Origin of the sequence: Streptomyces sp. N35 (assembly GCF_016464295.1) — a bacterium.
GTDB lineage: Bacteria > Actinomycetota > Actinomycetes > Streptomycetales > Streptomycetaceae > Streptomyces.
This window is the reverse complement of the sequence record NZ_JAEIMH010000026.1, coordinates 25,448-49,346: the sequence shown is the minus strand read 5'-3', so window position 1 is coordinate 49,346 and position 23,899 is coordinate 25,448. Positions and strand designations below refer to the sequence as shown.

Genomic DNA, 23,899 nt, shown 5'->3' with positions numbered 1-23,899 from the left:
CCCCCCACGCCCCCCCTGTTTGGGGGGACCGGGGGGGGGGGCCCGGGGTCCCGCGCCGCCCCCCGGGCCCCGAAGGAACTGCTACACCATCTGCCGGCCTTGATACTGCGCCGGCCTTCTGTTTCCGCCGACCCGACCTGGAAGGCGTCGGGGTTGCGGGGATCGCGGTTGCTTGACCGGAGACCACCTCACTATCGATGTCCTGCGGTACCCGGGCTCAAGACATCTGCCCGGGCGATCCTGATGGCGCTCGGCTCCTCCGTTTCTTCCCTCTGGGGTCGAACACTTGCCTACTGCTGGTACTGCTTTCCTGCGTACTGCTGGTGATGCGTACTGCTGGTGATGCGTACTGCTCAGTGGCCTGCGGTAGCGCCACTCTTCGACAGCCAGCCCCGTCGCCCGTCCTGCGTCTGCTCTGGCTTGGAACCCCACTGCCGAACTTCCCGGTGCGCGCGTCCGCAGCCGACGCCTTCACACGAGGTGCTGCTCACTGACTCACTGCTGTGTACCGCGAACTGCACTTACGGGTACTGCAACTTGCGGGTACTGCTCACGGCGGCCCCTGATGCCTGCGGGCCACCCGGTCCGGTCGTCAGTCCCGTCGCCGTCCTACAACAACCATGGCTTCGAAACTCCACCACCGAACCGTCCTGCGAACTGCAACTGCGGGTACTACTGCCCGGCAGTTCATCCCTGCCGGGCTTGCTTGATCTCGGCTACGAGAGAAACCATAACCACATCACCTCTCAATGTCTACTCTGGCCAACATAGATTTCCGTGACCCAGGCGGAGAGATTGTCGACCTTGCCCCATCGGCGGGTGCACCAGCTGCTGGATCGAACCCACCTATACGAGTGCAACAGGAGCGACGCTTAAGAACGTGTGTCTGGGGGACCCGGTGTGCAAGCCGAGTGCTGTGGCATACCCCGGGGGCCTGGCCCGGCCAGGCTCCCGCCGGTTCAGAACCGAGCCGCGGGAGCCGCACCGGCATCAGGAAAGGGTTCCGACAGCGCACACCCTGAGGGCGACATCCCGGAGCTTGATGTTGTGCTCCTGTGAATACCGACGCAGGGCCGTGAACGCCTGGTCCTCGGTGAGGCGCAGTGAGCCCATCAGGATGCCCATGGCTTCACCGATGACGTGACGCGTGGAGAGGGCCTGTTCCATCTGTGCGTGGGTGCGAGCGCTGGAAAGAGCGACCGCGGCATGCGAAGCCAGCAGCCACCCGGCCAGTTCACTTCGTTCGGAGAAGGCGCCGGGTCTGCGGGAGTACAGATTCAGCGCACCGAGTTCCTCATGCTCGTCTTCGGTGAACAGCAGGAAACCCATCATGCTGCCCACCCCGAGCGCATGGGCCTGGGGAGCGTAGAGGGGCCAGTGTGTCCGTTCGTCGCTGAGATCGCCGATACGGAACACGCGATCCGTCCGGCGATCCCTGGCGGCATCAAAACACGGCCCCTCACCGCACCGGCCCTGGAGCAAGTCGCTGTCGGCGACGAGCTGTTCGGTAGGCGCGAGCGACTCGACCGTCTTCCCGTTGATCACAAGAATGCCGGCGGCGTCACACCCTTCCACCAACTCGGTGGCCGAACCGGTGATCCGCTCAAGGGTGGACGAGACAGAGTCCTGCGCCAGCAGATCCCGCGCCATCAGGGCCATCTTCTGCGCGAAACGTTCCCAGTCCATGTCCATCTCGCCTCTCCCCGGGCCGGCCGGCCTTCCGGCCTCTGCGCACACTTTCCCGCTCAGGCCGTTGTGTACCCCAGCCGTACACCTCGCAGGCGGCACAGGCACTTTTCCCGTTGCCTGCTTCCACCGGGAGTCACGGCACGCTCCTGTGAACGGGAACTGCCGCCGGCTGACCCGTGTCCTTCCTGCCCGGCAGACGCGGCAGTTCCGCACGGCGTACGGCTGCCGAGGACAGCCCGGCGACGGCGCCCAGCGCGCTGAACGCCGCGCCGATGACATACACCGGCTGCGCGCCCCAGGCGCTGATCGCGGCGCCGAACAACGGGAAGCTGAGCGGGGTGAGTCCGACGCCGGTGAGGCTCATCGCCGACGTGACGCGACCCAGGTAGCCGGGCGCCGCCGAGGTCTGGATCAGCGCGATGGCCAGTCCCCCGCACATGCCGCAGAGCAGTCCGGACAGCAGCGACAGACCGACGGCCGCGGGAAGCGTGGGCATGAACGCGACCGCCCCCAGCGCGGCCGAGCCCACGACGAGCATCACGTTCTGTACGAGCCCGGCCCTCGGCACCCGCCCCTTGACGGCCAGCAAGGCGGCGCACACGGCCTGTCCGAGGCCGAACGCCCCGGCGATCCAGCCGTAGCCTGAGGGACCCCAGCCCTGGTCCCTGCTGAGCAGAATCAGCCCTACGGTGAGCAGCCCGTTGGTTCCGAGCTCGCTCATCGCCCCGGAGACCATGAGCGGCCCGATCACCCGGTGCCGCCGTATGTACCGCAGCCCGTCGAGGAGTTCACCCCACGCACTCTGCGGGACGGTGCTTGCGGGCTGGTCATCGGTCGGCAGTGACCGCAGCCGCAGAGCCATCAGGAGCGGTACGGAGAGGGCGAAGAGCAGCCCCGCGGCTCCGAGCGCCGCGGCAGCCCCGCCGTACGCCATGGCAAGCCCGCCGAGCGGCGGTCCGACGATCCAACTGGTCCGGACGGCCAGCATGCGCAGCCCCTGGATCCGGCCGATCTGGTCCAGCGCGGCGAGCTGCGGGGGCAGCGCGCCCACGGCGGGCATGAACAGCGCGTCCACGACGCCGAAGAGGACCGCGCCGGCGACCAGCAGCCACAGCCCCGGCGACGTCAGCCACAGGGCGGCGGCGATGCCCAGCACGATCGCGCACCGTGCGGCATCGCTGCCGATCACCACTTTGCCGGGGCCGAAGCGGTCGGCCACGACGCCGCCGCCGAGCATCAGGAGCGCGCGCGGTACGGCGCCGGCCGCCATCACCATGCCCACCTGGGCGGGACCGGCCACCTCCTGGGCGGCGAAGCCCAGGGCGACCATGCAGGCGGCGTCGCCGATCAAGGAGAGGGCGTAGGCGGTGAGCCAGCGCAGGACATTGGCGTCACGATGGGCCGGGCGCGGGCTGGATGTCAGGGGCATGCCATGTGTAGGCACGAGGCGGTCTCCTTACGCGGCGGTGCCGGCTGCTCATGGCTTGAACGGATAGCCGTACATCTGGAGCTCGACGTGCTCGCGGCTCTGGCCGTCGGCGGACTCCTCCGCCGCACGGCTGCGCGCCGCCCAGCGGTCGCAGAACGCCGCGGCCTCCTCGGCCATCTCCTGGAGCTCCTCGCGGGTCAGCTTCAGCAGCCGGCCGCTGCCGAAAGCGGAAGTCGCCCACTCCTGCGGCCAGGCGGCCTGCTGTCCGACGTAACTCAGCAGGCTCTGCATGCGGGCCTGTATGACCTGTTGGCCCGCTCCGACGTAGGCCGCGACACCCTCCGGGTAGTCCGAGAAGTCCTTCCAGTGCATGTCGAAGACCTCGGCCGCCGGCCGCCACCAGCGCTCACGGCCGTCGCTGCCCTGCGGCGGCGCTTCCTCGATATAGCCGTGCTCGGCGAGCTTGCGCAGGTGGTAACTGACCAGCGAGACCGGCTCGTCCACCATCTCGGCGAGCTGGGTGGCCGTCGCCGTCTGCGCGGTGATCAACGCGCGGTCGAGGCGGATGCGCAGCGGGTGGGCGTACGCCTTGAGCGCACGTACATCGGTGACCTTCTTCGACGACATGCGCCCACCGTAGACAGGACAGAGGAACTGCGAAAGAGATTTGCGCAACTCCCTTTCGCATCTGGGTTCTTCGGCTGGGGAGATGAGGGATGCGTCGGATGCCGGCCGCGCGAACCGGTCGCCTCGGCTGTCTCGGCTGTCTCGGTCGCCTCGGTCGCCTCGGTCGCCTCGGTCGTCTCGGTCGTCTCGGTCGTCTCGCTCCTCAAGCCCGTTCCGGCTTGCGGGCGAGGAACGTGGCGTAGGTGCGCTGCGCCCCCTCGGCGGGTTCCTCCACCAGACGCGCCGTGAGGGTGAGCCCTGCCTGGCGCAGGAGTTCGGCGATCTCGTCCGGTGGCAGCAGATAGGACTCGTACGACACCGGATGCCCGCCGTACGCCTGGGTCGGACGGAAGTGCTGGCCCGTTCCTACGTGGCCGGCGAGCATCAGGCTGCCGCCCGGGGCGAGCGTGCGGCGGAACTCGCCGAACACGACGGGCAGCAGCTCCGGCGGGGTGTGATGCGTGGAGTAGTACGCGAGGATGCCGCCGAGGCCGTCGTCGTCGATCGGGAGCGAGGTCATCGAGGCGACGTCGAACCGGAGCTCCGGGTAGGCGTTGCGGGCCAGTTGGACCATGGCGGGGGACAAGTCCAGGCCGAATACGGGTACTTGCCGCTCGGCGAGGTGGGCCGTGACCTTGCCGGGCCCGCATCCCAGATCGGCGACGGGGCCGAGGGCGGCCGTCCGAACCATCTCGGCGAAGACGTCCAGCATGCCGCGTGACAGGGGATCCAGTTCCGCCGGCGCTTTGACCTGCTCGACGTAGTCGGACGCGACCGTGTCGTACGACTCCCGGACGGCGGCGAGGTAGGAGAGATCAGGCATGCGGGCGACTCTAGTGAGGGGGCGGGGACCTGGAGCCGGGGCGTCCTGAGTGCGGCGCCGCCGGTTGCCCCGTGGACGTTCCCGCGAAAGGGTGCCGCACGGCGTGGGGGTCGGTGAGGTCGTCGTACGAGGAGCACAGTGCGCCGTATGACCCAGCACCCCAGAGCGTCCGGGCGTGGCAGGACCTGGGCGATGGCCGGGCCGGCCGCGCTCGGGGCCGCCACGGCGTGCGCCGTGTGCGCCGGCGGGCTACTGCTCGCGGCGAGCCCCGTGTCCTCGGCCCCTTCCGCCTTCCGCGAGACCATCGCGATCGGCAACCCCGTGGCCGGCAACAACGGCTTCGGCGTCGTCACCGAAGGCGACGCGACCCTCGGCAGCACCGAGTCCGAGGGGCCCGTCGCCGTCGGCGGAAACCTCACCATGGGCGCGGGCTACAACGTCTCCCTGCACACCCCCGGCACCTTCACCGCGCCCGGCGAGAGCACCCCGACCGCGCTGCTCGTCGGCGGCTTCGTCGACTACGCGGCGAGCAGCCCGGACGGTGTGCTCAGGGTGCTGGCGAACGGCTATGTCCACGTCGGGGACATGGCGGGCGGTCAGGCCCTGGACAAGGACGGGAACGGCGCATCCGTCAACACCCGCGTGGTGGCGGCGGGTTCGGGTTACGACTCCACGCCGCGCGTCGAGCTGACCACCCGGCAGGACGCCGACTCCGTGCAGGCGGCGGACCTGATGGACTTCCCGGCACTGTTCACGACGTACCGGACCCGGGCCGCCCGGATCGCCGGCTGCGAGGACAACGTCGTCCTGACCGATACGAGCAGCGGTGCTGTCGTCCCGGACCCGCCCGCCGGCTCCAACGTCACCGTCAACCTGACCCCGGGCAGGACCAATGTGCTGCAGCTGACCGGTGAGCAGCTCGACAACATCGACATCATGACGTTCACGACGCGGCCGAGCGCGGACACCCCGCTGGCGATCGTCGTCGGCACCGGCGCGACCGGCGGCGACTTCGACTGGTCGACCCCGAACATGGCGGGCGTCTCGGGCACCGACGCGCCGTACATCCTCTGGGACTTCCCCGACGCGACCGGCATCACGGTCACGGACGGCGACTCGATCGAGGGCACGATCTTCGCGCCGAGCGCGCATCTGACCGATGTCGACCCGTCCGATATCGAGGGCGACATCATCGTGAAGTCGCTGGTCGCGGGTCCACTGGCCGGGACGGAAGGGTCCGGTGGGTCGGATGTGAACGCGGGTGAGATCCACTACTTCCCGTTCGCCGCGGACCTGTCGTGCGAGTCCGGCTCGCCGACACCGACACCGCCCCCCACCGAAACACCCACACCGGCCCCGACGCCGACGCCGACCACGCCCACCCCGACGCCGACCACAGCCGCGCCCACCACACCGGCCCCCACCAGCCCGGCGCCCCCCAGCCCGGCGCCGACCCCTGGCCCAGCGACGCCGAGCTCCACGCCGCCCGGACCCGACGCTCCCCAACTGGCGGATACAGGGGAGGAGTTGTCCGTGGGACACATCGGTGTGCTCGCCGGACTCGGCGTCGCCTCCGGCGCCGGCGCCATGCTGTGGGCCGTACGCCGCCGCCGTACGGGCGGGTCCGATCCTCGCTAGCGAGTGGCTCCGGGACCGCTCCTCGCCAGTGGCTCCCGGACGGGACCGCTCCTCGTCAGTGGCTTCCGGTCAGTTCGCCGCTGAGCTTCTCGTGCATCCGGGCGCTCGCCTCGTTGAGGCCGACGATCTCCACGGTCTTGCCGCGCTGCGCGTACTTCGTCCCGATCGCGTCGAGGGCCGCGACGGAGGAGGCGTCCCAGATGTGCGCGGCGGTCAGGTCGATGACGATCCTGTCGGGGTCGGTGGCGTAGGCGAACCGGCCGACGAGGTCGTTGGACGAGGCGAAGAACAAGGCGCCGGTCACGGAGTAGACCACGCTCGCGCCGTCCGGGTCCGTGACCGCGGTGACGTCCGCGACGTGGGCGACGCGGCGGGCGAAGACGGCCATGGCGGTGAGGGTGCCGGCGACCACACCGATCGCGAGGTTGTGCGTGGCGACCACGACGGCGACGGTGATCACCATGACGGCGATCTCCCCGGCCGGCATCCGCCGCAGGGTCCTGGGCGCGATGGAGTGCCAGTCGAAGGTCGCGAAGGACACCATCACCATGACGGCGACGAGGGCGGCCATGGGGATGTCGGAGACCACGGGACCGAAGACGATGCACAGCACCATCAGGAAGGCGCCCGCGAGGAAGGTCGACAGGCGGGTGCGGGCCCCTGACACCCGTACGTTGATCATCGTCTGGCCGATCATCGCGCAGCCGCCCATCCCGCCGAAGAAGCCGGTGACGATGTTGGCGATGCCCTGACCGATGGACTCACGGGTCTTGGACGAGTGGGTGTCGGTGATGTCGTCGACCAGCTTGGCCGTCATCAGCGACTCCATCAGACCGACCAGCGCCATCGCGAGCGCGTACGGGGCGATGGTGGTCAGGGTGTCGAGCGTGAACGGCACGTCGGGCAGGCCGGGCACGGGCAGCGAGGACGGCAGGTCGCCCTTGTCGCCGACGGTCGGGACCGCGATGCCCGCGGCGAGCGTGATCACGGTCAGGATCACGATGGAGACGAGCGGCGCCGGGACCGCCTTGGTGATCCTCGGGAAGAGGACCATGAGGGCGAGGCCCCCGATGATCAGCGGGTAGACGGGCCAGGGCACGTCGCGCATCTCGGGGACCTGGGCCATGAAGATCAGGATGGCCAGGGCGTTGACGAACCCGACCATCACCGAGCGCGGCACGAACCGCATCAGCTTCGCGACGCCGAGCACGCCCAGGACGATCTGGACGGCACCGGCCAGGATCACCGCGGCGACCAGGTAGCCGAGCCCGTGCTCGCGGTTGAGCGGGGCGATCACCAGGGCTACGGCGCCGGTCGCGGCCGAGATCATCGCGCGGCGGCCGCCGACGACCGAGATCACCACGGCCATGGTGAAGGAGGCGAACAGGCCGATCGCGGGGTCGACCCCGGCGATGATCGAGAAGGAGATCGCCTCGGGGATCAGGGCCAGCGCGACGACCAGACCGGCGAGGGTCTCCGTACGCCAGACCTTGGGGTCCTTCAGCCAGTCGGGGCGCAGGCGGGCGGCAGCGGACAGTGCGGAGGTGGACAAGGGTGCGGGACCTGTCGTGCTCGGGCACACCCGGCGGGGTGCGGGCATGCAGAAAGGGTGGGTGCGGCGGGGGTGGGTGCGGCGGGTGGGTGCGGCGGGTGGGTGCGGCGGGTGGGTGCGGCGGGGGTGGGTGCGGCGGCGGGGCCGGACCGCTCAGGGGCGGACGGTCACGGCGGGCACGCGGCGGCGCTGTGCATCAGGGGCATGCGCACGCTCTCTCCCGCAGACATCGGTTCTCGCCGGGAGCGACGGCGGCCCCGGCACGGCTGGCGGTCGCGCGCTCAGTGCCCCGGTCCAGGGGAGGGGGGGACGGCACCAGCCCAACCCGACGACCATCCGGCCCCCGCTCGGCCGGGATCCGCCCCGCCGATCGGCGGGACGGCAGGACAGCGGGACGGCAGGACGGCGAGACGGCGAGACGGCGGGTCAGGGTGGGCCCCCTGCCCCCGGTGCGGCGATCACGTGGAGCACCGGACGCTCCTTCACCACGCGCCTCAACACCGTTTATCCTCAACGGCGTTGCGCCGGGACCAGGCGTGCGAAACCGGGGGAGCCAGACCACCATGAGCGGTACGAACGGGGACGAGCGCGGCGAGCGGGACGCCGGGCAGGACGGCGTCGAGGGCATCGACGGCGGGATCAAGCCGCTCGCCGCGAGCGATCCCCCGCGGATCGGGCCGTATCTGCTGCTCGGCCGGCTGGGTGCCGGCGGGATGGGGCGGGTGTTCCTGGCGCGCACGGAGCGCGGGCGTACCGTCGCCGTGAAGGTCGTCCATGAAGAGCATGTGTCCGACCCGCAGTTCAGGGCGCGGTTCCGCCAGGAGATCGAGGCGGCCGGACGGGTCGGCGAGCGGTACACGGCGCCGGTGCTCGACGCCGGCCCTGACGACGAGCCGCCGTGGGTGGCGACGGGGTATGTGGCCGGGCTCTCGCTGGAGCAGGTCGTACGGATGCACGGACCGCTGCCGCCCTCGTCCGTGCACACCCTGGCCGACGGTCTGCTGAACGCACTCGCGGACATCCACGCGGCCGGGCTCGTGCACCGCGACCTCAAGCCGTCCAACGTGATGCTGACCGTGGACGGCACCAAGGTCATCGACTTCGGGATCGCCCGGGCGCTCGACGCGTCCGTCTCCTCCCTGCTGACCAGTACGGGGATGGCCGTCGGCTCGCCCGGGTTCATGTCTCCGGAGCAGATACAAGGCGGGCGCGCGGGGGCGAAGAGCGATGTGTTCACCCTCGGCTGCGTCCTGACGTACGCGGCGACCGGGCAGCTGCCGTTCGGGCAGGGGGCGAGCAATCAGCACGCCGTCATGTACCAGATCGTGGAGGGCGAGCCCGATCTGACGGGGATCGAGGATGCCGCGCTGCGGGCGCTGATCACACGGTGCCTGGCCAAGGAGGCCGAGCGGCGGCCCGGTGTCGACGAGCTGCTCGCGGATCCCGGGCGGCCGCGGCCCACCGCGGCGCGCGGCACCTGGCTGCCCGCGCCCGTCGTCGCCCATCTCGCCCAGCAGTCCGCGCAGTTGCTCGATGCCGAGGCCACACCCCTGCGGGAGGAGCCGGCCGCGGCGGGCGCCGCCGTCGATCAGGCGACCGTCGGGCTGCGGCCGCGGCAGCCCGGCGCGCCCGCCGACACCTCCACCCGTGAGGAGCGGCCGCGCCGGCGGCGCACGCTCCTCGTCCTGCCCGTCGCCGCCGCCCCCCCTGGCGGCGGCGGACCGGTCGCGCTGCCCCAGCCCTCCGGTGACGGCGGCGATGAGACCCGTACGCAGCCGCCGGGCAGCAGCGCGAGTGCGACACCGGGAGACGGTGATTCCTCGCGTACGCCCAGCAGTTCGCCCTCCGGAAAGCAGAAGGAGAAGGGCGGGGGCGACGGGAAGGACGACGACGGAGCGAAGAACCCGAAGGGCAGCGCGCGGCCCGACGACCAGGGGAGCGACGGCAGTTCACAGGAGCCGGACAGCGGGGGCGGCGCCCCGACGGGTGACGGGTCCGGCGGTTCCGCCGACGGCGGTGGCACGTCCGACGGCGGTGCGTCCGACGGCGGTGCGTCCGGTGGCGGCTCCTCCGCGGGTTCCCCGCCGCCCGCCCTCACGGCCTACAAGCTCGAGTACGTCCACGGCTGTGTCGGCTCCTGCGATATGCCCATCAAGGTGAGCTGGTCCGCGATCCCCCGGGCGACCCGCTACGACATCCACTACACCAACAAGGGCAGCAACTTCACCGAGAAGAACGTCGACACCACGTACTCCACCGGCTCCACCAGCTACACGATCAACGGCCCGTTCTCCGGGGACGAAATCTGCGTCACGGTCCGCGCGGCCAACGCGCACGGACCCTCCGCGTGGGCGGAGAAGTGGTGCGACACGGTGGCCTACTGAGGTGGCGGGCTCCGGTGTGAGCGGGGCCGGCGGGCTCACGTACGGGGGAACCGCAGCTCGCGGACGTGACCTCGCGTGATCACCGAATTACGATCAGTGAATGATCGAGTCGTGGCGTGCGCTGGTGCGGGCGATGCGGCAGGGCCGTCTCGTGCTCGTGCCGGTGCTCGCCGTGCTGATCACCGCGCATCTGGCGAGTGCCGCGCACAGTGCTCCGTTCGCCGGGCCGCACGGCGCGCATGGTCCGTATCTCGGCATCATCGTCTGTCCGCCCGGTCATCACGCGGCGGCCGGTCCGCAGCAGGCCGCGCTCGCGCCGGGGCCCGCGCACGATCACGACGAGGGTGAACACGTCGACCACTCGGTGGACCGGCCGCGTGATCCGGGCACTCAGGAGCTCTCCGCGCCGGCGCTGCCCCTCCTCGGTCTCCTCGACCCGGCCGCCGGGTGCGCGCCGGCGTCCCCTGCGGCGGTGGACCATGCGGGCCCGCCGGGCCGTGGCGGCGGACGGTCCTCGCTCTGCGTCTGGCGGCAGTAGGCGCGCCCCGCATCTCACCTCCCGTATACGAGGCGGGAGTTCACGGGATGCGTCCGCGCGACCCTGACCTGCCGATCCCGTGCCGGACGCGCCTGGCGCAGCCGCAGCACGTAGGAGCCGTACGCCATGAAGCCCCCTCTCCCCCTCCCCGACCCCGGCGCCAACCCGCCCGGGTCCTTCCCTCCCCCCCACCCCCCCGTCCCGGCGCTCGCCCGCCGTCCCGCCCAACTGGTCGGCAACACCCCTGTGTTGTGGATCGACCGTCCCTTCGCCCCGCCCGGCCGCGGGTTCTTCGCCAAGCTCGAAGGTGCCAACCCCGGCGGCATCAAGGACCGTCCGGGCCTGCACATGATCCGCGAGGCGCGGCGCCGCGGTGCGCTGCGGCCCGGTGCACCCGTGGTCGAGTCGTCCAGCGGCACGCTCGGGCTCGGGCTCGCGCTGGCCGGGCTGACGTACGGGCATCCGGTCACCGTCGTCTCCGATCCCGGGATGGAGCCGGCGATGGTCCGGCTTCTGACCTCGCTCGGCGCGCACGTCGACCGGGTGGACCGGCCGCATCCGGCCGGCGGCTGGCAGGAGGCCCGCCGGGCCCGGGTCGCCGAACTCCTGGCCGCGCGGCCGGGGGCGTACTGCCCGGATCAGTACAGCAATCCCGACAATGTCGCCGCGTACGGACCCCTCGCCGCCGAACTCACCGCCCAGCTCGGCCGGATCGACACCCTCGTGGTGGCGGTCGGCACCGGCGGGCACTCCGCCGGGATCGCGGCCGGGCTGCGCCGGCACTCCCCCGGCCTGCGGGTGGTCGGCGTGGACTCGGTCGGCTCAGCGATCTTCGGACAGCCCGCGGGGCGACGGCTGATGCGCGGGCTCGGCTCCAGCATCCATCCGGCGAACGTGGATTACGACGCGTTCGCGGAGGTGCACTGGGTGGCGCCCGGTGAAGCGGTGTGGGCCTGCCGCGCGTTGGCACGCCGGCACTATGCCTCGGGCGGCTGGAGCGTGGGCGCGGTCGCGCTGGTGGCCGGTTGGGTGGCCCGCACCTCGCCGCCGGGGACGCGGATCGCGGCGGTGTTCCCCGACGGGCCGTACCGCTATCTGGAGACGGTCTATAACGACGTCTGGTGCGAGCAGCAAGGAATTCTTGACGTCCAGCCCCCGCCCGCCCCCGCCGAGATCGCGACATCCGACGCCCGCGTGGTGACGGCCTGGACGCGGTGCGGACAGGTCCGCGACCCTCTCGCCCGTACGGCGGATGTGCGATGAAGGGGCTCCGCGAGCGGGTCGCGTCCTTCGACCCGGCCGTACGCCTCCTGATGGTCAATCAGTTCGCCATCAACCTGGGCTTCTACATGCTGATGCCCTATCTCGCCGACCACCTGGGCCACGGACTCGGGCTCGCCGCCTGGGCGGTGGGTCTGGTGCTCGGCGTACGGAATCTGTCGCAGCAGGGGATGTTCCTGGTCGGCGGGACGCTCGCCGACCGCTACGGGTGCAAGCCGCTGATCCTGGCCGGGTGCGCGCTGCGGACCGTGGCCTTCGTGCTGCTCGGCTTCGCCCAGTCGCTGCCCGCGCTGCTCGTCGCGTCGGCGCTGACGGGGCTCGCGGGCGCGCTGTTCAATCCGGCGGTACGGGCGTACTTGGCGGCCGAGGCGGGTGCGGAGCGGCGGGTCGAGGCCTTCGCCACGTTCAACGTCTTCTACCAGGCGGGGATCCTGGTCGGCCCGCTCGCCGGACTCGCGCTTCTGGCCTGGGACTTCAGGGCCGTGTGCGCGGCGTCGGCGGTCATCTTCGGCGCCCTGGCGCTGCTCCAGGCACGGGCCTTGCCCGGACGTCCGCCCCTGGACCGCGGCGCCGAACCGGCCTGGCGCGCGGTCCTCGCCGACTGGCGCTCGATCGCGGCGAACCGGCCGTTCCTGCTGTTCGCGGTGGCCATGTCCGGCAGTTACGTCCTGGCCTTCCAGGTGTACCTCGCGCTGCCGCTGCGGGCACGGGAGCTGTTCGGCGAGCGCGCGGGCGTGGTGACGGGCGCCGTGTTCGCCGTGTCCGCGCTCGCCGCCCTGTCCGGGCAGTTGAGGCTGACGGCCTGGGCGAAACGGACCCTGTCCGGGCCGCGGGCCATCGCGTGGGGGCTCGCGTTGATGGGCGCCGCGTTCCTGCCGCTCCTGTACGACGGACCCTTCCTGTACGGGGTGTTGGGTCTTGCCCTGTGCGCCGCGCTGCTCGCGTGGGGCGGGGCGCTGCTCTATCCGTTCGAGATGGACACCGTGGTCAGACTGTCCGGCGAGCGGTTGGTCGCCACGTACTACGGCGCGTACAACACGGCGTCGGGCCTCGCGATCGCGGCCGGAAACCTGGCCGTGGGCGCCCTGTTCGACACGGGCGTGCCCTGGCTCCCCTGGGCCGCCCTCGCCACAACGGGCACCCTGTGCGCAGCCGCAATCACATCCCTGGACCGCACCGGCCACCTACACCCCGACCGCCGGACCCCGCCCCTCACATCCGTCGGATAGCGCGACAGGGGGACCAATCGTCCTGTGCGATATCCGCTTTGGGCGGTTACGTCCAGACAATCGGTCCCCCGTTCAGAGGGTGGGCTCCAGGAGGCGGGAGAGGAGGTCGTCCAGGGTGAGCAGGCCTGTTAGGTGGCCCTTGTTGTTGTGGACTACTGCGAGGGTGGCTCGGTGGTGGCGGAGGGTTTCGACGGCTTCGGCGATCGTGGCGGTGGTGGCCAGTTCCGGTACCGGGCGGGCCAGTTCGCGGGCCGTCGGGGCGCGGCCCTGGGCGCGGGCGACCAGGGCGTCGCGGGCGTGCACCGAGCCGAGCACCGCCGGGCCGTCCATGACAAGGAGCCGGGTGCGGTCGTGCGCCGAGGCGACCTTGAGGATCTCGTCGACGCCGGCCGCGGCCCGTACGGACGTGATCCGGTCCATGGGCGTCTGCAGCGCGCCGACCGGGGTCAGCGGCTCGGTGAGCGAGCTGGTGATCAGGTCGGAGTCGGTCTCGCTGATCAGGCCGAGGCGTTCGGACTCCTCGACCAGATGGGTCAGTTGCTCGCGGTTGTGCACGGAGGCGAGCTCGTCGCGCGGGGTGACGCGGCACAGCCGTACGAGCGCGTTGCTCACCGCGTTGAGCACGCGGATCAGCGGGCGCACGGCCTTGACCACCGCGCGGAAGGGAGGCGTGAGCAGCATCGCCGAGCGCTCGGGGTGGGCGATGGCCCAGGACTTGGGGGCCATCTCGCCGAGCACCATGTGCAGGAACACCACGACGATCATGGCGACGGCGAACGCGATGCCGTAGCTGAGCCCGGCGGGCAGGCCCAGCTTCTCCAGGAGCGGGTCGAGCTCGTGCGAGATCGCCGGCTTGGAGATCGCGCCGAGGCCCAAGGTGCACAGGGTGATGCCCAGTTGGGCGCCCGCGAGCATCAGGGACAGCTCACGCATGCCCGCGAGGGCGGACTTGGCGCCGCGCTGTCCTCGGGCGGCGGCCTGTTCCATACGGTGCCGTTTGGCGGCGACCAGGGCGAACTCGGCGGCGACGAAGAAGCCGCTGCCGACCAGGAGCAGAAGCGTGATGAAGAGGGCCATCGGGAAGCTCATGTCGTGGCCTCCTCGGCGTCGAAGGCGTCGGGGGCCGGGACGAACTCGATCCGTACGCGCTCGGGGACGTGGCGGTCGAGGCTCAGCACCGCGATGTCCACGCTCGCCCCGTCCGCGACGTCGACCGCGAGCCGGTCGCCGATGGCCGGGAAGCGGCCGAGGCGGTCGATGACCAGGCCGGCCACGGTGTCGTAGTCGTCGTCCCCGGGCAGCTCGATCCCGGTGGCGTCGGCCACCTCGTCGAGCCGGCGGCCCGCGTCGACCAGCCAGCCGGCGCCGTCCTCGACGGCCGGCTCCACCACCGCGTCGGACTCGTCGGCGATATCGCCGACGAGTTCCTCGGCGATGTCCTCGTACGTGACGATGCCCGCCACACCACCGTGCTCGTCGAGCACGACGGCGAACTCGTCGTCCCGCTCCCGCATCTGCGCGACCGCGCCCGGCAGCGGCAGCGTGTCGGGCAACAGCAGGGGGCGGCGGGCCAGTTCGCCCGCGGCGGTCCGCTCGAAGCGCGCGGCGGGCAGCCGCATCAGCTCCCGTACGCCGAGCACCCCGGCCACGTCGTCCGGGTGGTCGCCGAGCACCGGGTAGTTGGAGTGCCCGTACTTGCCGATCAGGGCCACGGCCTCGGCCGCGGTCGCGTCCCTGCGGACGAAGACGGCGTCCGCGCGCGGCACCATCACCTCGTCCACGGTGCGCTCGGAGAAGTCCAGGGCATGGTCGAGGAGTTCGGCGGTCGCCTCCGGCAGATGGCCGTGCTCATGGGACTCGCCGATGAGGTGGCTCAGCTCCTCGAGCGTGGCGCCGTGGTGGAGCTCCTCGACCGGCTCGATGCCGATCCTGCGCAGGATCCGGTTGGCCGCGCCGTCGAAGATCCGCACGATGGGACCGACGACCTTCAGATACGCGAGGGTCGAGGCGGAAAGGGACTTGGCGAGGCGTTCGGGGACGGCGAGGGCCAGGTTCTTGGGGGCCAGCTCGCCGATGACCATCTGGAGCACGGTGGCCACCACGAAGCCGGTCACGACGGAGATCACGGATACCGCTCCGCCGGAGAGCCCCGCGCCCTCCAGGGCCGGGCCCAGGAGTCCGGACACGGACGGTTCGGCGAGGAAGCCGACGACCAGACCGGTGACCGTGATGCCCAGCTGTGCGCCGGACAGCATGAACGACAGCTTCCCGAGAACCTTCACGGCCCGGGCCGCGCGCTTGTCGCCCGCCTCGGCCTCACGGGCCAGAGCGAGGCGGTCGGCTGCCACGTAGGCGAATTCCTGGGCGACGAAATAGCCGGTGCCGGCCGTCAGGACGAGCACGGCGAGCAGGCCGAGCACGGAGCTCAGCATCGGTCACCGCCACTGGGGCGGGAGTTGGTACTGGGAGGCTCACCCATCGCGGGCTCTTGGTTCCTTCTCGTCTGCGGATTCTCGTATGCGGACACTTCTCCACCTACTGTAAAGGAATCGCAAAGAAGCGCATGAGGGCAGGGATACCGGGGCCCCGCTTCGATGACTTTCCGGTGCGGCGGCGGTCCGGCCTGTGAGCTCGCCCGCCGGCCGAGGCAGGTGAGCACGAGACCCTCGGGGAAGGTCCCGATGACGGAAGGTCCCGGATGACGGAAGGTTCCCGGATGACGGAGCGGAAGCGGCCGCCGAGCCGTGACGTATGGCCGCTGATCCATGCCGAACGGGCCGCGCTGGCCGATGACCTCGCAGGTCTGGACGCCGAGGAATGGGCCACGCCCTCGCTGTGCACCGAGCTGACGGTACGGGAGGTCCTGGCGCATCTGACCGCCTCCGCACAGCTGACGCCGGTGAGCTGGATGGCGGGTGTGCTGCGCTGCCGGTTCGACTTCGACAAGCAGGTGGCGATGCAGCTGGAGCGGCAGCTCGGCGCGGATACGGCCGAGACGCTGGAGCGGTTCCGGCGGTCGGTCACCAGTACGCGCAAGCCGCCGCTGCCGGCGATCGCGATCCTCGGCGAGACCGTCGTGCACGGTGCGGACATCCGGCGGCCGCTGGGCATCCGGCACCGCTACCGGGCCGCGGCGCTCAGGGCGGTGGCCGAGTACTACCGGGGCACGGATCTCGTGGTGCTCGCGAAGGGCCGGATCGGCGGGCTGCGCCTGGTGGCCGACGACGGTCCCTTCGCGGCGGGAACAGGGCGGCTGGTGACGGGCAGCACCCTGGCGCTGGTGATGGCGATGACCGGCCGGGTCGCTTACTGCGACGAGCTGGCGGGGGACGGGGTGGAGGTGCTGAGGGAGCGGGCCGCCATGCGGTGAGGCGGGGCGGGGCGGGGCGGGGGCGGGGCGGGGGCGCGGCGGGGGCGCGGCGGCGGGCGCCGGGCTGCTGGCTGCGGGCTGCGGGCTGCGGGCGGCCCATTGGCCAGGTATCGGACTGAGTACCTGTGCAGAGGGCCCGGATGAGTATCCGTACGGTGGTCGCGCGCGCCGCCGGCGGGGACGCTGGAGGCATGCACAAGAACCTTCCCGACCCCGCCCGCCAGGTGATCGCCACGTTCGCCCTGGCCGCGCTGACCGCAGGTGCCTGGGCCGGCTGGCTCGGCTGGGACCAGCGGCGCGATGTGCACCCCGACGGCTCGACGACCGGGCCGTACGAGGCATGGCAGGTGATCGGTCTGGTGCTGACCCTGCTCGCGCCGCTGTACTGGGCGGCCACCCGCCGCCACCCCGCCGTTCCCGTCGTCGGCATCACCGCCGGGCTGACCGTCGCCGCCTTCTACGACTGGTCGGACGACGCCAGCGGCCTGTTCATGGTCGGCGTGACGATGGTCCTGGCCGGCAGCCTCGCCGTGACCTCCGCCCTGTCCGCCGTGCTCGTGTCCGTCAGGACGCCCAGGGGCCCTGGGGGGCCGGCCCGGCGGTGGGGGGCCGGCCCGCCCGCCGGTGCGTTGCCGCCCCTCCCGGAGCGCACCGGCGGCCGAAGTCCCGTCCCAGGGTCGGGACTTGACTCCCGTACGGGAAAAGGCCCCCGGGCAGGGCGGTCCGGTGGCACCCTCGCGCCCGCCATGGCGCCACACGCGCCATAATTGGCGTCATGGACCTCACGCCGTATGTGGACACCCTTCGCCAGGAGCTCGCGACCGCCGCCGACGCCGCGGGCCCGGAGGCGCGCGATCTGGCCGAGCGGCTGTCCGCACCGCTGGAGTCGGCGACCCGGCTGACCCTCCTGCACGCCCTGTCGGCGGCGATGGACGAGGTCACCCGTGAGCTCGCGCCCGGTTCGGTGGACGTACGGCTGCGCGGGCTCGACCCCGAGTTCGTGGTGACGGCCCCGCCCGCGTCGGAGCCGGCGTCCCAGCCGTCCGCGCCGCCGCAGGCCCCGCTGCCCCCGGCGCCACCGGTCGCGCCCGAGGCCGACGACGGTTCGATGGCGCGCATCAACTTCCGGCTTCCGGCGCACCTCAAGACCCGGGTCGAGGAGGCCGCCGCGCGCGACAGCCTGTCGGTCAACGCCTGGCTCGTCCGCGCCGCGTCCCAGGCCATCAGCCCGGCGCCCCGCCAGGAACAGGCCGCCGCGCACCGCTCGCGCGGGGTCGGCCAGGGCTTCACCGGGTGGGTCGGCTAGCAGCCGGCGGAGGGTCGGCCGAGCAGTCAGCAGGGGTCGGCCAGCAGTCACCCGGAGCCCCCGGTTGCCGCATTCGATGCGGCAACCGGGGGCTTTTTTGTTTTCTGCGGACGGTGCATGACCTGCACAGACACCGCCGACTGGCGCCACGCAGCGCCATCCCGCGCCACGACCGCTTGACATGGCGCCACGCGTGGCGCCATAGTGGCGTCATGAACCTCACGCCGTACGTCGACACCCTCCGCCAGGAGCTGGCGACCGCCGCCGAGACGGCCGGGCCCGAGGCCCGCGCCATGGCCGAGCGGCTCACCTGGCCCCTCGAGTCCGCGGCCCGGCTCGCGCTGCTCAACGCGCTGTCGGACGCCATGGCCGAGGTCACCCGCGAGCTGGCCCCGGGCTCCGTCGGTGTACGGCTGCGGGGGACCGACCCCGAGTTCGTGGTGAGCACACCCCAGCCGTACGAGGCCGCGCGCCCCACCGAGCCGGCGCCCCCCGCACCGCCCGCCGCGCCCGACCCGGCCGCCTACGTGGACGCCGACGACAGCGGCACCGCCCGGATCAACCTCCGGCTGCCCGCGCACCTCAAGGCGCAGGCGGAAGGGGCCGCCGCCCGCGACGGCCTCTCGCTCAACGCCTGGCTCGGCCGCGCCGTGGCCGCCGCCCTGGCCCCGCCGCCGCCCGCCCCGCACCACCCCGACCACCCCCGGGACTTCACCGGCTGGGCCGGCTAGAGCGCCCCGCACCGCGCGCCCCGGCCACCTCACAGACTTCGCACGGCTCCCCATCGACTTCGTACCGACTTCGCACCGTAAGGACGGACCCGAGATGACCAGTTACGAGACCCCCGGCCCCATCACCCTCTCCGTCGAGGGCGACATGGTGAACCTGCGGATCACCGCGAGCGACCGCACCGACACCACCGTCGAGGTGACGCCGACCAACGACGCCAACGACCGCGACGTACGCACCGCACAGAACACCCAGGTCACCTTCTCCGGCGGCCGGCTGCTCGTGAGGGCCCCCAAGTCGCGGTCCGTGTTCAACAAGTCCGGCGGTATCGACGTGGCGGTCGAGCTCCCGGCCGGCTCCGCCCTCGGCAGCAACGCCTCGATGATCTACATCGACGGCCAGGGCCGCTTCGGGGACATCACGATCAAGACCTCCATGGGCAACATCCAGCTCGACGAGGTCGGCAACGCGAACATCAAGACCGGCTTCGGCGACATCCGCGTCGACCGGGCGAGCGGCGGCGACCACCAGTTCATCTCCGGGACGGGCCGGATCGACCTGGGTGAGATCGACGGCTCCGCGACCGTGAAGAACAGCAACGGCGACAGCGCCGTCGGCGACATCACCGGCAATCTGCAGGTCAAGTCCGCCAACGGCCGGATCTCCGTGGGCAGTGCGCACGGAGATGTGCAGGCGACCTCCGCGACCGGCGGCATCCGGATCGGACGGGTCGAGCGCGGCCAGGTCCGGTTCGAGACCTCGGTCGGACAGCTGGAGATCGGCATCGCCGAGGGCACGGCCGCCTGGCTCGACGTGAGCACCAAGGGCGGCGCCGTACGCAACTCGCTCGGCCCGGGCACCGGACCGGACGCCTCCAAGGAGACCGTCGAGGTGCGCGGCCGCACCTCGGTTGGCGACGTGATCATCCGCCGCGCCTGATCCCCGTACATCCCCGCACATCCCTGTACACACGCCCGACTGCCTTACACAGCACGCCAGTTCACCACCCACCCCCTTACCCCCGCACAGGAGGCAGGCTGTCATGAGCACATCCACTGCTGCTCCCGCCGCCATCACCGCCCTCGGTCTACGGAAGTCGTACGGAGACAAGATCGTGCTCGACGGGATCGATCTGACGATCCCTGAGGGCAGCATCTTCGCCCTGCTCGGTCCGAACGGCGCCGGCAAGACCACCACCGTCGAGATCCTCTCCACCCTGATCGCCGCTGACGGCGGCGAGGCGCAGATCGCCGGATACGACATGGTCCGCCAGGCCGCGAAGGTACGCCGGTCGATCGGCGTCACCGGGCAGTTCTCGGCCGTGGACAACCTCCTCACCGCCGAGGAGAACCTGATGCTGATGGCCGACCTCAGCCATCTGCCCAAGGCCGAGGGCAAGCGGCGCTCGGCCGATCTGCTCGAGCGCTTCGACCTCACCGAGGCCACGCACAAGACGGCCGCCACGTTCTCCGGCGGTATGCGCCGCAAGCTGGACCTGGCGATGACCCTGGTCGCGAGCCCCGGCATCATCTTCCTCGACGAGCCGACCACCGGGCTCGACCCGCGCAGCCGGCGCATCATGTGGGAGCTGATCCGCGATCTCGTCGGCCAGGGCACCACGATTTTCCTCACCACGCAGTATCTGGAGGAGGCCGATCAACTCGCCGACCGCATAGCGCTGTTGGACCACGGCCGGCTGGTCGCCGAGGGCACCGCCGAGGAGCTCAAGCGACTGATCCCCGGCGGACACGTCAGGCTGCAGTTCACGGACGCGGCCCAACTCGCCGCCGCGGCGAATGTGTTCGGGGTCGCCACCAGGAACGAGGAGTCGCTCACGCTGCAGATCCCCAGCGACGGTTCGACCGCCAATCTGCGCGCCATCCTCGACGTGCTCGACACCACCCAGGTGCACGCCGAGTCGCTGACCGTGCACACCCCCGATCTGGACGACGTCTTCCTGACCCTCACGGGCCGCCCCAAGGACGACGGCGCCGCCCTCCCCCACCCGTCGCAGTCGAAGGAGTCGGCCCGATGAGCACCGCGACCCTCGCCCCCGCCAAGCCGGCGCCCGCCCGCTCGACCGCCGTGCGCGACTCGTTGACGATGCTGCGCCGCAACCTCAAGCACATGCAGCGCTACCCCGCGATGACGGTCTCGATCCTCGTCATGCCGCTGCTGTTCCTGCTGCTCTTCGTGTACGTCTTCGGCGGCGCGATCGGCACGGGCACCCTCGGCCCGGGCACCACGCGCGGCGACTACATCAACTACCTGGTGCCCGGCATCATCGTGATGACCGCGACCTCAGGGGCCGTGGCCACCGCGGTGTCGGTCTGCACCGACAAGACGGAAGGCATCATCAACCGCTTCCGTACGATGTCGATCTCCCGGGGCGCCATGCTCAGCGGGCATGTGCTCGGGAGCACAATCCAGGTCACGGCCGTGCTCGCCCTGATCACCGGTGTCTCCTTCGCGATCGGCTTCCGTCCGAACGCCTCGCTCGTCGAGTGGATCGCTGCCGCCGGACTGCTGATCTTCCTGGCCCTCGGCCTGAGCTGGCTGTGCGCCGGCATGGGCATGAACGCCAAGACCGTGGAGTCCGCGTCCAACGGACCGCTGCCGCTGACGCTGCTGCCGCTCATGGGCAGCGCGGTCGTGGACCCCGACTCGATGCCGGCCGGACTGCGCTGGTTCGCCGAGTACCAGCCCTTCACCTCGATCAACGAGACCGTGCGCGGGCTGCTCATGGGCGGCGAGATCGGCAACAACGGCTGGATCGCGCTGGCCTGGTGCACCGGGCTCACGCTCTTCGGGTACTGGTGGGCGCTGCGCGCGTACCACAAGACCACCAAGCGGTGACGGAAGTCTTACGTCAGCGCAGCACAGGGACCGCACCGGCCGCTCCTGCCGTTGAATACGGCGAGGGCGGCCGGTTCGGTCGTGTGGCGGCCGGTTCGGCCGATGGGTGGCTGGGAGGTCGCGATGTCTCGTCTACGGAAGATCCTGACGCCGAAGGTCGTGGTGAGCGGGCTGGTGCTCGGCTCGGTGCTCGCCGGGTTCGCTCTGTACTGGTTCCAGCCGTGGAAGCTGTTCCAGGACCAGACGGTGAACGAGGCGCTGCCGGGGGCCGTGAGCCCGCCCGCCGCGAGTGCGCCTGCCACGCGGGCGCCCGGGGAGAGTCCGCCCTCCGCGAGTGCGCCCGCCGCGCCGAGGACGCTGGCGCGGGGCGAGTTCATCAGCCACGAGCACAGGACGAGCGGCTCGGTGCAGGTGCTCGGACTGGCCGACGGTTCACGGGTGCTGCGGCTGACCGACCTGGAGACCAGCAACGGTCCGGATCTGCACGTCTGGATCAGCGACGCACCGGTCAAGGAGGGCGTCGGCGGCTGGCGGGTCTTCGACGACGGTGAGCATGTCGGCCTCGGCAAGCTCAAGGGGAACAAGGGCAGCCAGAACTACGCGATCCCGGCCGGGGTGGACCTGGACGAGTTCGGGAGCGTGGCGATCTGGTGCGACCGGTTCGATGTGTCCTTCGGGGCGGCGGAGCTGGTGCGGGCCTAAGGGTTCATCCGCTGGACGGGGCTGCGAAGGGGCGTTTCAGGCCGCCGGGCGCCGGATCACTGCCGTACCGCCGTCGAGGTCCACGATGCTCCGGTTCGGCGGTGCGCCGTCGTCCTCGTCGTCCGGCAGCACCAGGGCGGTCTCGCGCTCCTTGAGCTCGTTCTGCTTGCCCGGGGACAGGGCGCCGTGCAGCTGCTCGAAGCCGGTGGCCGACACCTGCCCGGTCCGCGCTCCGTTGCGCCACGGGAGCATGCCCGCACGGCCGGCCCGGAGCAGGAGCTGATCCACGAACGCGATCACGATGAGCAGCATGACGAGGCCCGGCAGCGTGACCATCACAACGAATCCCATGGGGCCAGTGTCTCCTGTTGCGCCGAGTGGCCGAACCCCTGGAGCGGGGGGAAAGTGGAGGGCGTATGCCAGTCCGGCGCAAGGAGGAGAGTGGATCATGGCCAAGCATGCCCACGACCACCCCAAGGACCCCCAGCACTCGAAGATCTCCGCGGCACAGGCGCGCTCCAAGAGCACCAAGCCCGATGTGCAGTCGATCAGCGCGAAGACCAGAGGGCTGCAGCAGAAGGCCCAGTCCCGCCGCCAGGGCAACCGCTGATCCAGGCGTCGCCCGCACACCCGAGCCCCGGCCCTTTCCGGCCGGGGCTCGGGTGTGTGTGGTCGTCCGTCGAGTGTGTGGTCGTCCGTCGGGCGCGTGCGCGTCTGTCCGACGGGCGGCCTTATCCGACCGGTGAACCGTCCGGCTGTGCGGCCGGGTCCAGGGGGTCCGCGAGTCCCAGCTCCGCGTCCCGGGCGAACTCGATCTCCCGGCGCAGCAGCCGGAACCACATGAAGAGCACGAAGCCCGCGAAGATGAACCACTCGCCGGTGTAGCCGAGGTTCTGGAAGGCCTTGAGGTCGAGGCCCGTGCCCTGGGGTGCCTTCGGGGGGACCGTGCGCAGGCCGTCGGAGGCCTGGTCGGCGGTGATCCACGCGTCGTAGACGTCGTACGGGACGAGGTTCACGAGCGAGGCCGCGCTGATCATGCCGAGCTGACCGGAGGGCAGACCGCCGGCCGCACTCACTCCGGCGGCGCCCGCGCTCTCCGAGGCCTGGAGCGAACCGGTCAGCGTGGTCTCGCCGGTCGGTGCGGACGGTGCCTTCTCGCCGGCCGGGAGCCAGCCGCGGACCACGGGGACCGCCTTGCCGCCGTCGGTCTTGAGCAGACCCAGGACGTAGAAGCCGCGCTTTCCGTCGAGCTCGCGGTCGGGCACGGTGAATTGATCGGCCCAGACGCCGGTCACCTCGGCGCGCTTGCCGGAGGTCTCCCCGGTGACCGGGAGCAGGTCGGTGAGGGGGGTGGCCGCGCCCTTGCCCGCCTGTTCGCTCTGCTTCTCCGCTGTGCGGTGGCCCTCGACGCGGTCCTCGAAGCGGCCGAGCTGCCATGAACCCATGAAGATGCAGAAGGGGATGGCGAGGAGGACGAAGACGTTGATGCCCCACCAGCGTGGCGTCAGCAGGAAGCGGTACACGTCCTCCACGGTACGGCCCCCTGCCCGTGCGCCCGGTCCCGGGTCCCGAACCCCGCCCCGGACCGGGTCCGGTCCTCGTCACGGTGGGGCGCCTGCGGGGGGCCATCCCCCCCCCCCCCCCCCCTCCCCCAAACCGGGGGTCCCCCCCCCCCCCCCCCCCCCCCCGCCCCCCCGCGGTTGGCCC

At 71.4% G+C, this 23,899-nt stretch carries 23 protein-coding genes; 14 read left to right on the top strand and 9 right to left on the bottom strand.

Annotated elements, in window-relative coordinates; genetic code table 11:
- Positions 1 to 990 precede the first annotated feature (990 nt).
- The 4 genes from JAO81_RS16560 to JAO81_RS16545 form a co-directional block, all read right to left on the bottom strand.
- Entirely contained in the window at positions 991 to 1,686 is a 696-nt protein-coding gene (locus JAO81_RS16560; protein ID WP_374194306.1) for a GAF and ANTAR domain-containing protein, read from the bottom strand.
- A gap of 136 nt (positions 1,687 to 1,822) precedes the next feature.
- Positions 1,823 to 3,118 carry an MFS transporter gene (locus JAO81_RS16555; RefSeq protein ID WP_199548667.1) on the bottom strand — a complete coding sequence of 432 codons (1,296 nt, stop codon included), beginning with the start codon at positions 3,116 to 3,118 and terminating at the stop codon, positions 1,823 to 1,825.
- A gap of 48 nt (positions 3,119 to 3,166) precedes the next feature.
- Positions 3,167 to 3,745 (bottom strand): helix-turn-helix domain-containing protein, encoded by a 579-nt coding sequence (locus JAO81_RS16550; RefSeq protein WP_199548620.1) that lies wholly within the window; start codon positions 3,743 to 3,745, stop codon positions 3,167 to 3,169.
- Between the two features lie 202 nt (positions 3,746 to 3,947).
- Positions 3,948 to 4,607, bottom strand: coding sequence for a class I SAM-dependent methyltransferase (locus tag JAO81_RS16545; RefSeq protein WP_199548619.1), 660 nt, complete (start codon positions 4,605 to 4,607; stop codon positions 3,948 to 3,950).
- A gap of 147 nt (positions 4,608 to 4,754) precedes the next feature.
- Here JAO81_RS16545 and JAO81_RS16540 point away from each other — a divergent pair, with 147 nt between their 5' ends.
- The gene (locus JAO81_RS16540; protein ID WP_233415463.1) at positions 4,755 to 6,245 is read left to right on the top strand and encodes a choice-of-anchor A family protein; all 1,491 of its coding nucleotides are present in this window, start codon (positions 4,755 to 4,757) and stop codon (positions 6,243 to 6,245) included.
- 55 nt (positions 6,246 to 6,300) lie between these two features.
- Here JAO81_RS16540 and JAO81_RS16535 read toward each other — a convergent pair whose 3' ends face one another.
- Positions 6,301 to 7,845, bottom strand: a complete 1,545-nt coding sequence (locus JAO81_RS16535) for a SulP family inorganic anion transporter (protein ID WP_199548618.1) — start codon at positions 7,843 to 7,845, stop codon at positions 6,301 to 6,303.
- A 515-nt stretch (positions 7,846 to 8,360) separates the two neighbouring features.
- On the opposite strand from JAO81_RS16535, the gene JAO81_RS16530 reads away from it, so the two are divergent.
- The 4 genes from JAO81_RS16530 to JAO81_RS16515 all read left to right on the top strand — a co-directional run bounded on the left by JAO81_RS16530 (position 8,361) and on the right by JAO81_RS16515 (position 13,229).
- A complete protein-coding gene (locus JAO81_RS16530; protein ID WP_199548617.1) occupies positions 8,361 to 10,181 on the top strand; it encodes a protein kinase in 1,821 nt (606 codons plus the stop codon).
- A 100-nt stretch (positions 10,182 to 10,281) separates the two neighbouring features.
- On the top strand, positions 10,282 to 10,719 hold the full coding sequence (locus tag JAO81_RS16525; protein WP_199548616.1) for a hypothetical protein: 438 nt from the start codon (positions 10,282 to 10,284) through the stop codon (positions 10,717 to 10,719).
- A 126-nt stretch (positions 10,720 to 10,845) separates the two neighbouring features.
- Positions 10,846 to 11,982, top strand: a complete 1,137-nt coding sequence (locus tag JAO81_RS16520) for a PLP-dependent cysteine synthase family protein (RefSeq protein ID WP_199548615.1) — start codon at positions 10,846 to 10,848, stop codon at positions 11,980 to 11,982.
- Positions 11,979 to 13,229, top strand: a complete 1,251-nt coding sequence (locus tag JAO81_RS16515) for an MFS transporter (RefSeq protein WP_199548614.1) — start codon at positions 11,979 to 11,981, stop codon at positions 13,227 to 13,229. Before JAO81_RS16520 ends, JAO81_RS16515 begins: the two co-directional genes overlap by 4 nt.
- Positions 13,230 to 13,301: 72 nt before the next feature.
- Here the strand turns inward: JAO81_RS16515 and JAO81_RS16510 are convergent, their stop codons facing one another.
- Together JAO81_RS16510 and JAO81_RS16505 are read right to left on the bottom strand one after the other, a co-directional pair.
- On the bottom strand, positions 13,302 to 14,318 hold the full coding sequence (locus tag JAO81_RS16510) for a hemolysin family protein (RefSeq protein ID WP_199548613.1): 1,017 nt from the start codon (positions 14,316 to 14,318) through the stop codon (positions 13,302 to 13,304).
- Complete coding sequence (locus JAO81_RS16505) at positions 14,315 to 15,661, bottom strand: hemolysin family protein (RefSeq protein ID WP_374194304.1); 1,347 nt, start codon at positions 15,659 to 15,661, stop codon at positions 14,315 to 14,317. Before JAO81_RS16505 ends, JAO81_RS16510 begins: the two co-directional genes overlap by 4 nt.
- Positions 15,662 to 15,945: 284 nt before the next feature.
- Here JAO81_RS16505 and JAO81_RS16500 point away from each other — a divergent pair, with 284 nt between their 5' ends.
- The 8 genes from JAO81_RS16500 to JAO81_RS16465 all read left to right on the top strand — a co-directional run bounded on the left by JAO81_RS16500 (position 15,946) and on the right by JAO81_RS16465 (position 22,192).
- Positions 15,946 to 16,599 (top strand): maleylpyruvate isomerase family mycothiol-dependent enzyme, encoded by a 654-nt coding sequence (locus tag JAO81_RS16500; RefSeq protein WP_233415462.1) that lies wholly within the window; start codon positions 15,946 to 15,948, stop codon positions 16,597 to 16,599.
- Positions 16,600 to 16,790: 191 nt separating this feature from the next.
- Positions 16,791 to 17,366, top strand: coding sequence for a hypothetical protein (locus tag JAO81_RS16495; RefSeq protein WP_374194303.1), 576 nt, complete (start codon positions 16,791 to 16,793; stop codon positions 17,364 to 17,366).
- 8 nt (positions 17,367 to 17,374) lie between these two features.
- Entirely contained in the window at positions 17,375 to 17,905 is a 531-nt protein-coding gene (locus JAO81_RS16490; RefSeq protein ID WP_199548611.1) for a hypothetical protein, read from the top strand.
- A gap of 212 nt (positions 17,906 to 18,117) precedes the next feature.
- A complete protein-coding gene (locus tag JAO81_RS16485; protein ID WP_199548610.1) occupies positions 18,118 to 18,636 on the top strand; it encodes a toxin-antitoxin system HicB family antitoxin in 519 nt (172 codons plus the stop codon).
- Between the two features lie 94 nt (positions 18,637 to 18,730).
- Positions 18,731 to 19,573: a DUF4097 family beta strand repeat-containing protein gene (locus JAO81_RS16480; protein WP_199548609.1), complete on the top strand. Its 843-nt coding sequence runs from the start codon at positions 18,731 to 18,733 to the stop codon at positions 19,571 to 19,573.
- Positions 19,574 to 19,676: 103 nt separating this feature from the next.
- Positions 19,677 to 20,669, top strand: coding sequence for an ATP-binding cassette domain-containing protein (locus JAO81_RS16475; protein ID WP_199548608.1), 993 nt, complete (start codon positions 19,677 to 19,679; stop codon positions 20,667 to 20,669).
- Positions 20,666 to 21,490, top strand: a complete 825-nt coding sequence (locus JAO81_RS16470; protein ID WP_199548607.1) for an ABC transporter permease — start codon at positions 20,666 to 20,668, stop codon at positions 21,488 to 21,490. The genes JAO81_RS16475 and JAO81_RS16470 overlap by 4 nt, the downstream gene beginning before the upstream one ends.
- Positions 21,491 to 21,613: 123 nt before the next feature.
- A complete protein-coding gene (locus tag JAO81_RS16465) occupies positions 21,614 to 22,192 on the top strand; it encodes a DM13 domain-containing protein (protein WP_199548606.1) in 579 nt (192 codons plus the stop codon).
- A 36-nt stretch (positions 22,193 to 22,228) separates the two neighbouring features.
- Here JAO81_RS16465 and JAO81_RS16460 read toward each other — a convergent pair whose 3' ends face one another.
- Positions 22,229 to 22,543, bottom strand: coding sequence for a DUF6191 domain-containing protein (locus tag JAO81_RS16460; RefSeq protein ID WP_199548605.1), 315 nt, complete (start codon positions 22,541 to 22,543; stop codon positions 22,229 to 22,231).
- A gap of 97 nt (positions 22,544 to 22,640) precedes the next feature.
- Between JAO81_RS16460 and JAO81_RS16455 the strand changes: the two genes are divergently transcribed.
- A complete protein-coding gene (locus JAO81_RS16455) occupies positions 22,641 to 22,802 on the top strand; it encodes a hypothetical protein (protein WP_165335970.1) in 162 nt (53 codons plus the stop codon).
- 121 nt (positions 22,803 to 22,923) lie between these two features.
- Here JAO81_RS16455 and JAO81_RS16450 read toward each other — a convergent pair whose 3' ends face one another.
- Positions 22,924 to 23,715 carry an SURF1 family protein gene (locus tag JAO81_RS16450; protein ID WP_199548664.1) on the bottom strand — a complete coding sequence of 264 codons (792 nt, stop codon included), beginning with the start codon at positions 23,713 to 23,715 and terminating at the stop codon, positions 22,924 to 22,926.
- Between the last annotated feature and the right edge of the window lie 184 nt (positions 23,716 to 23,899).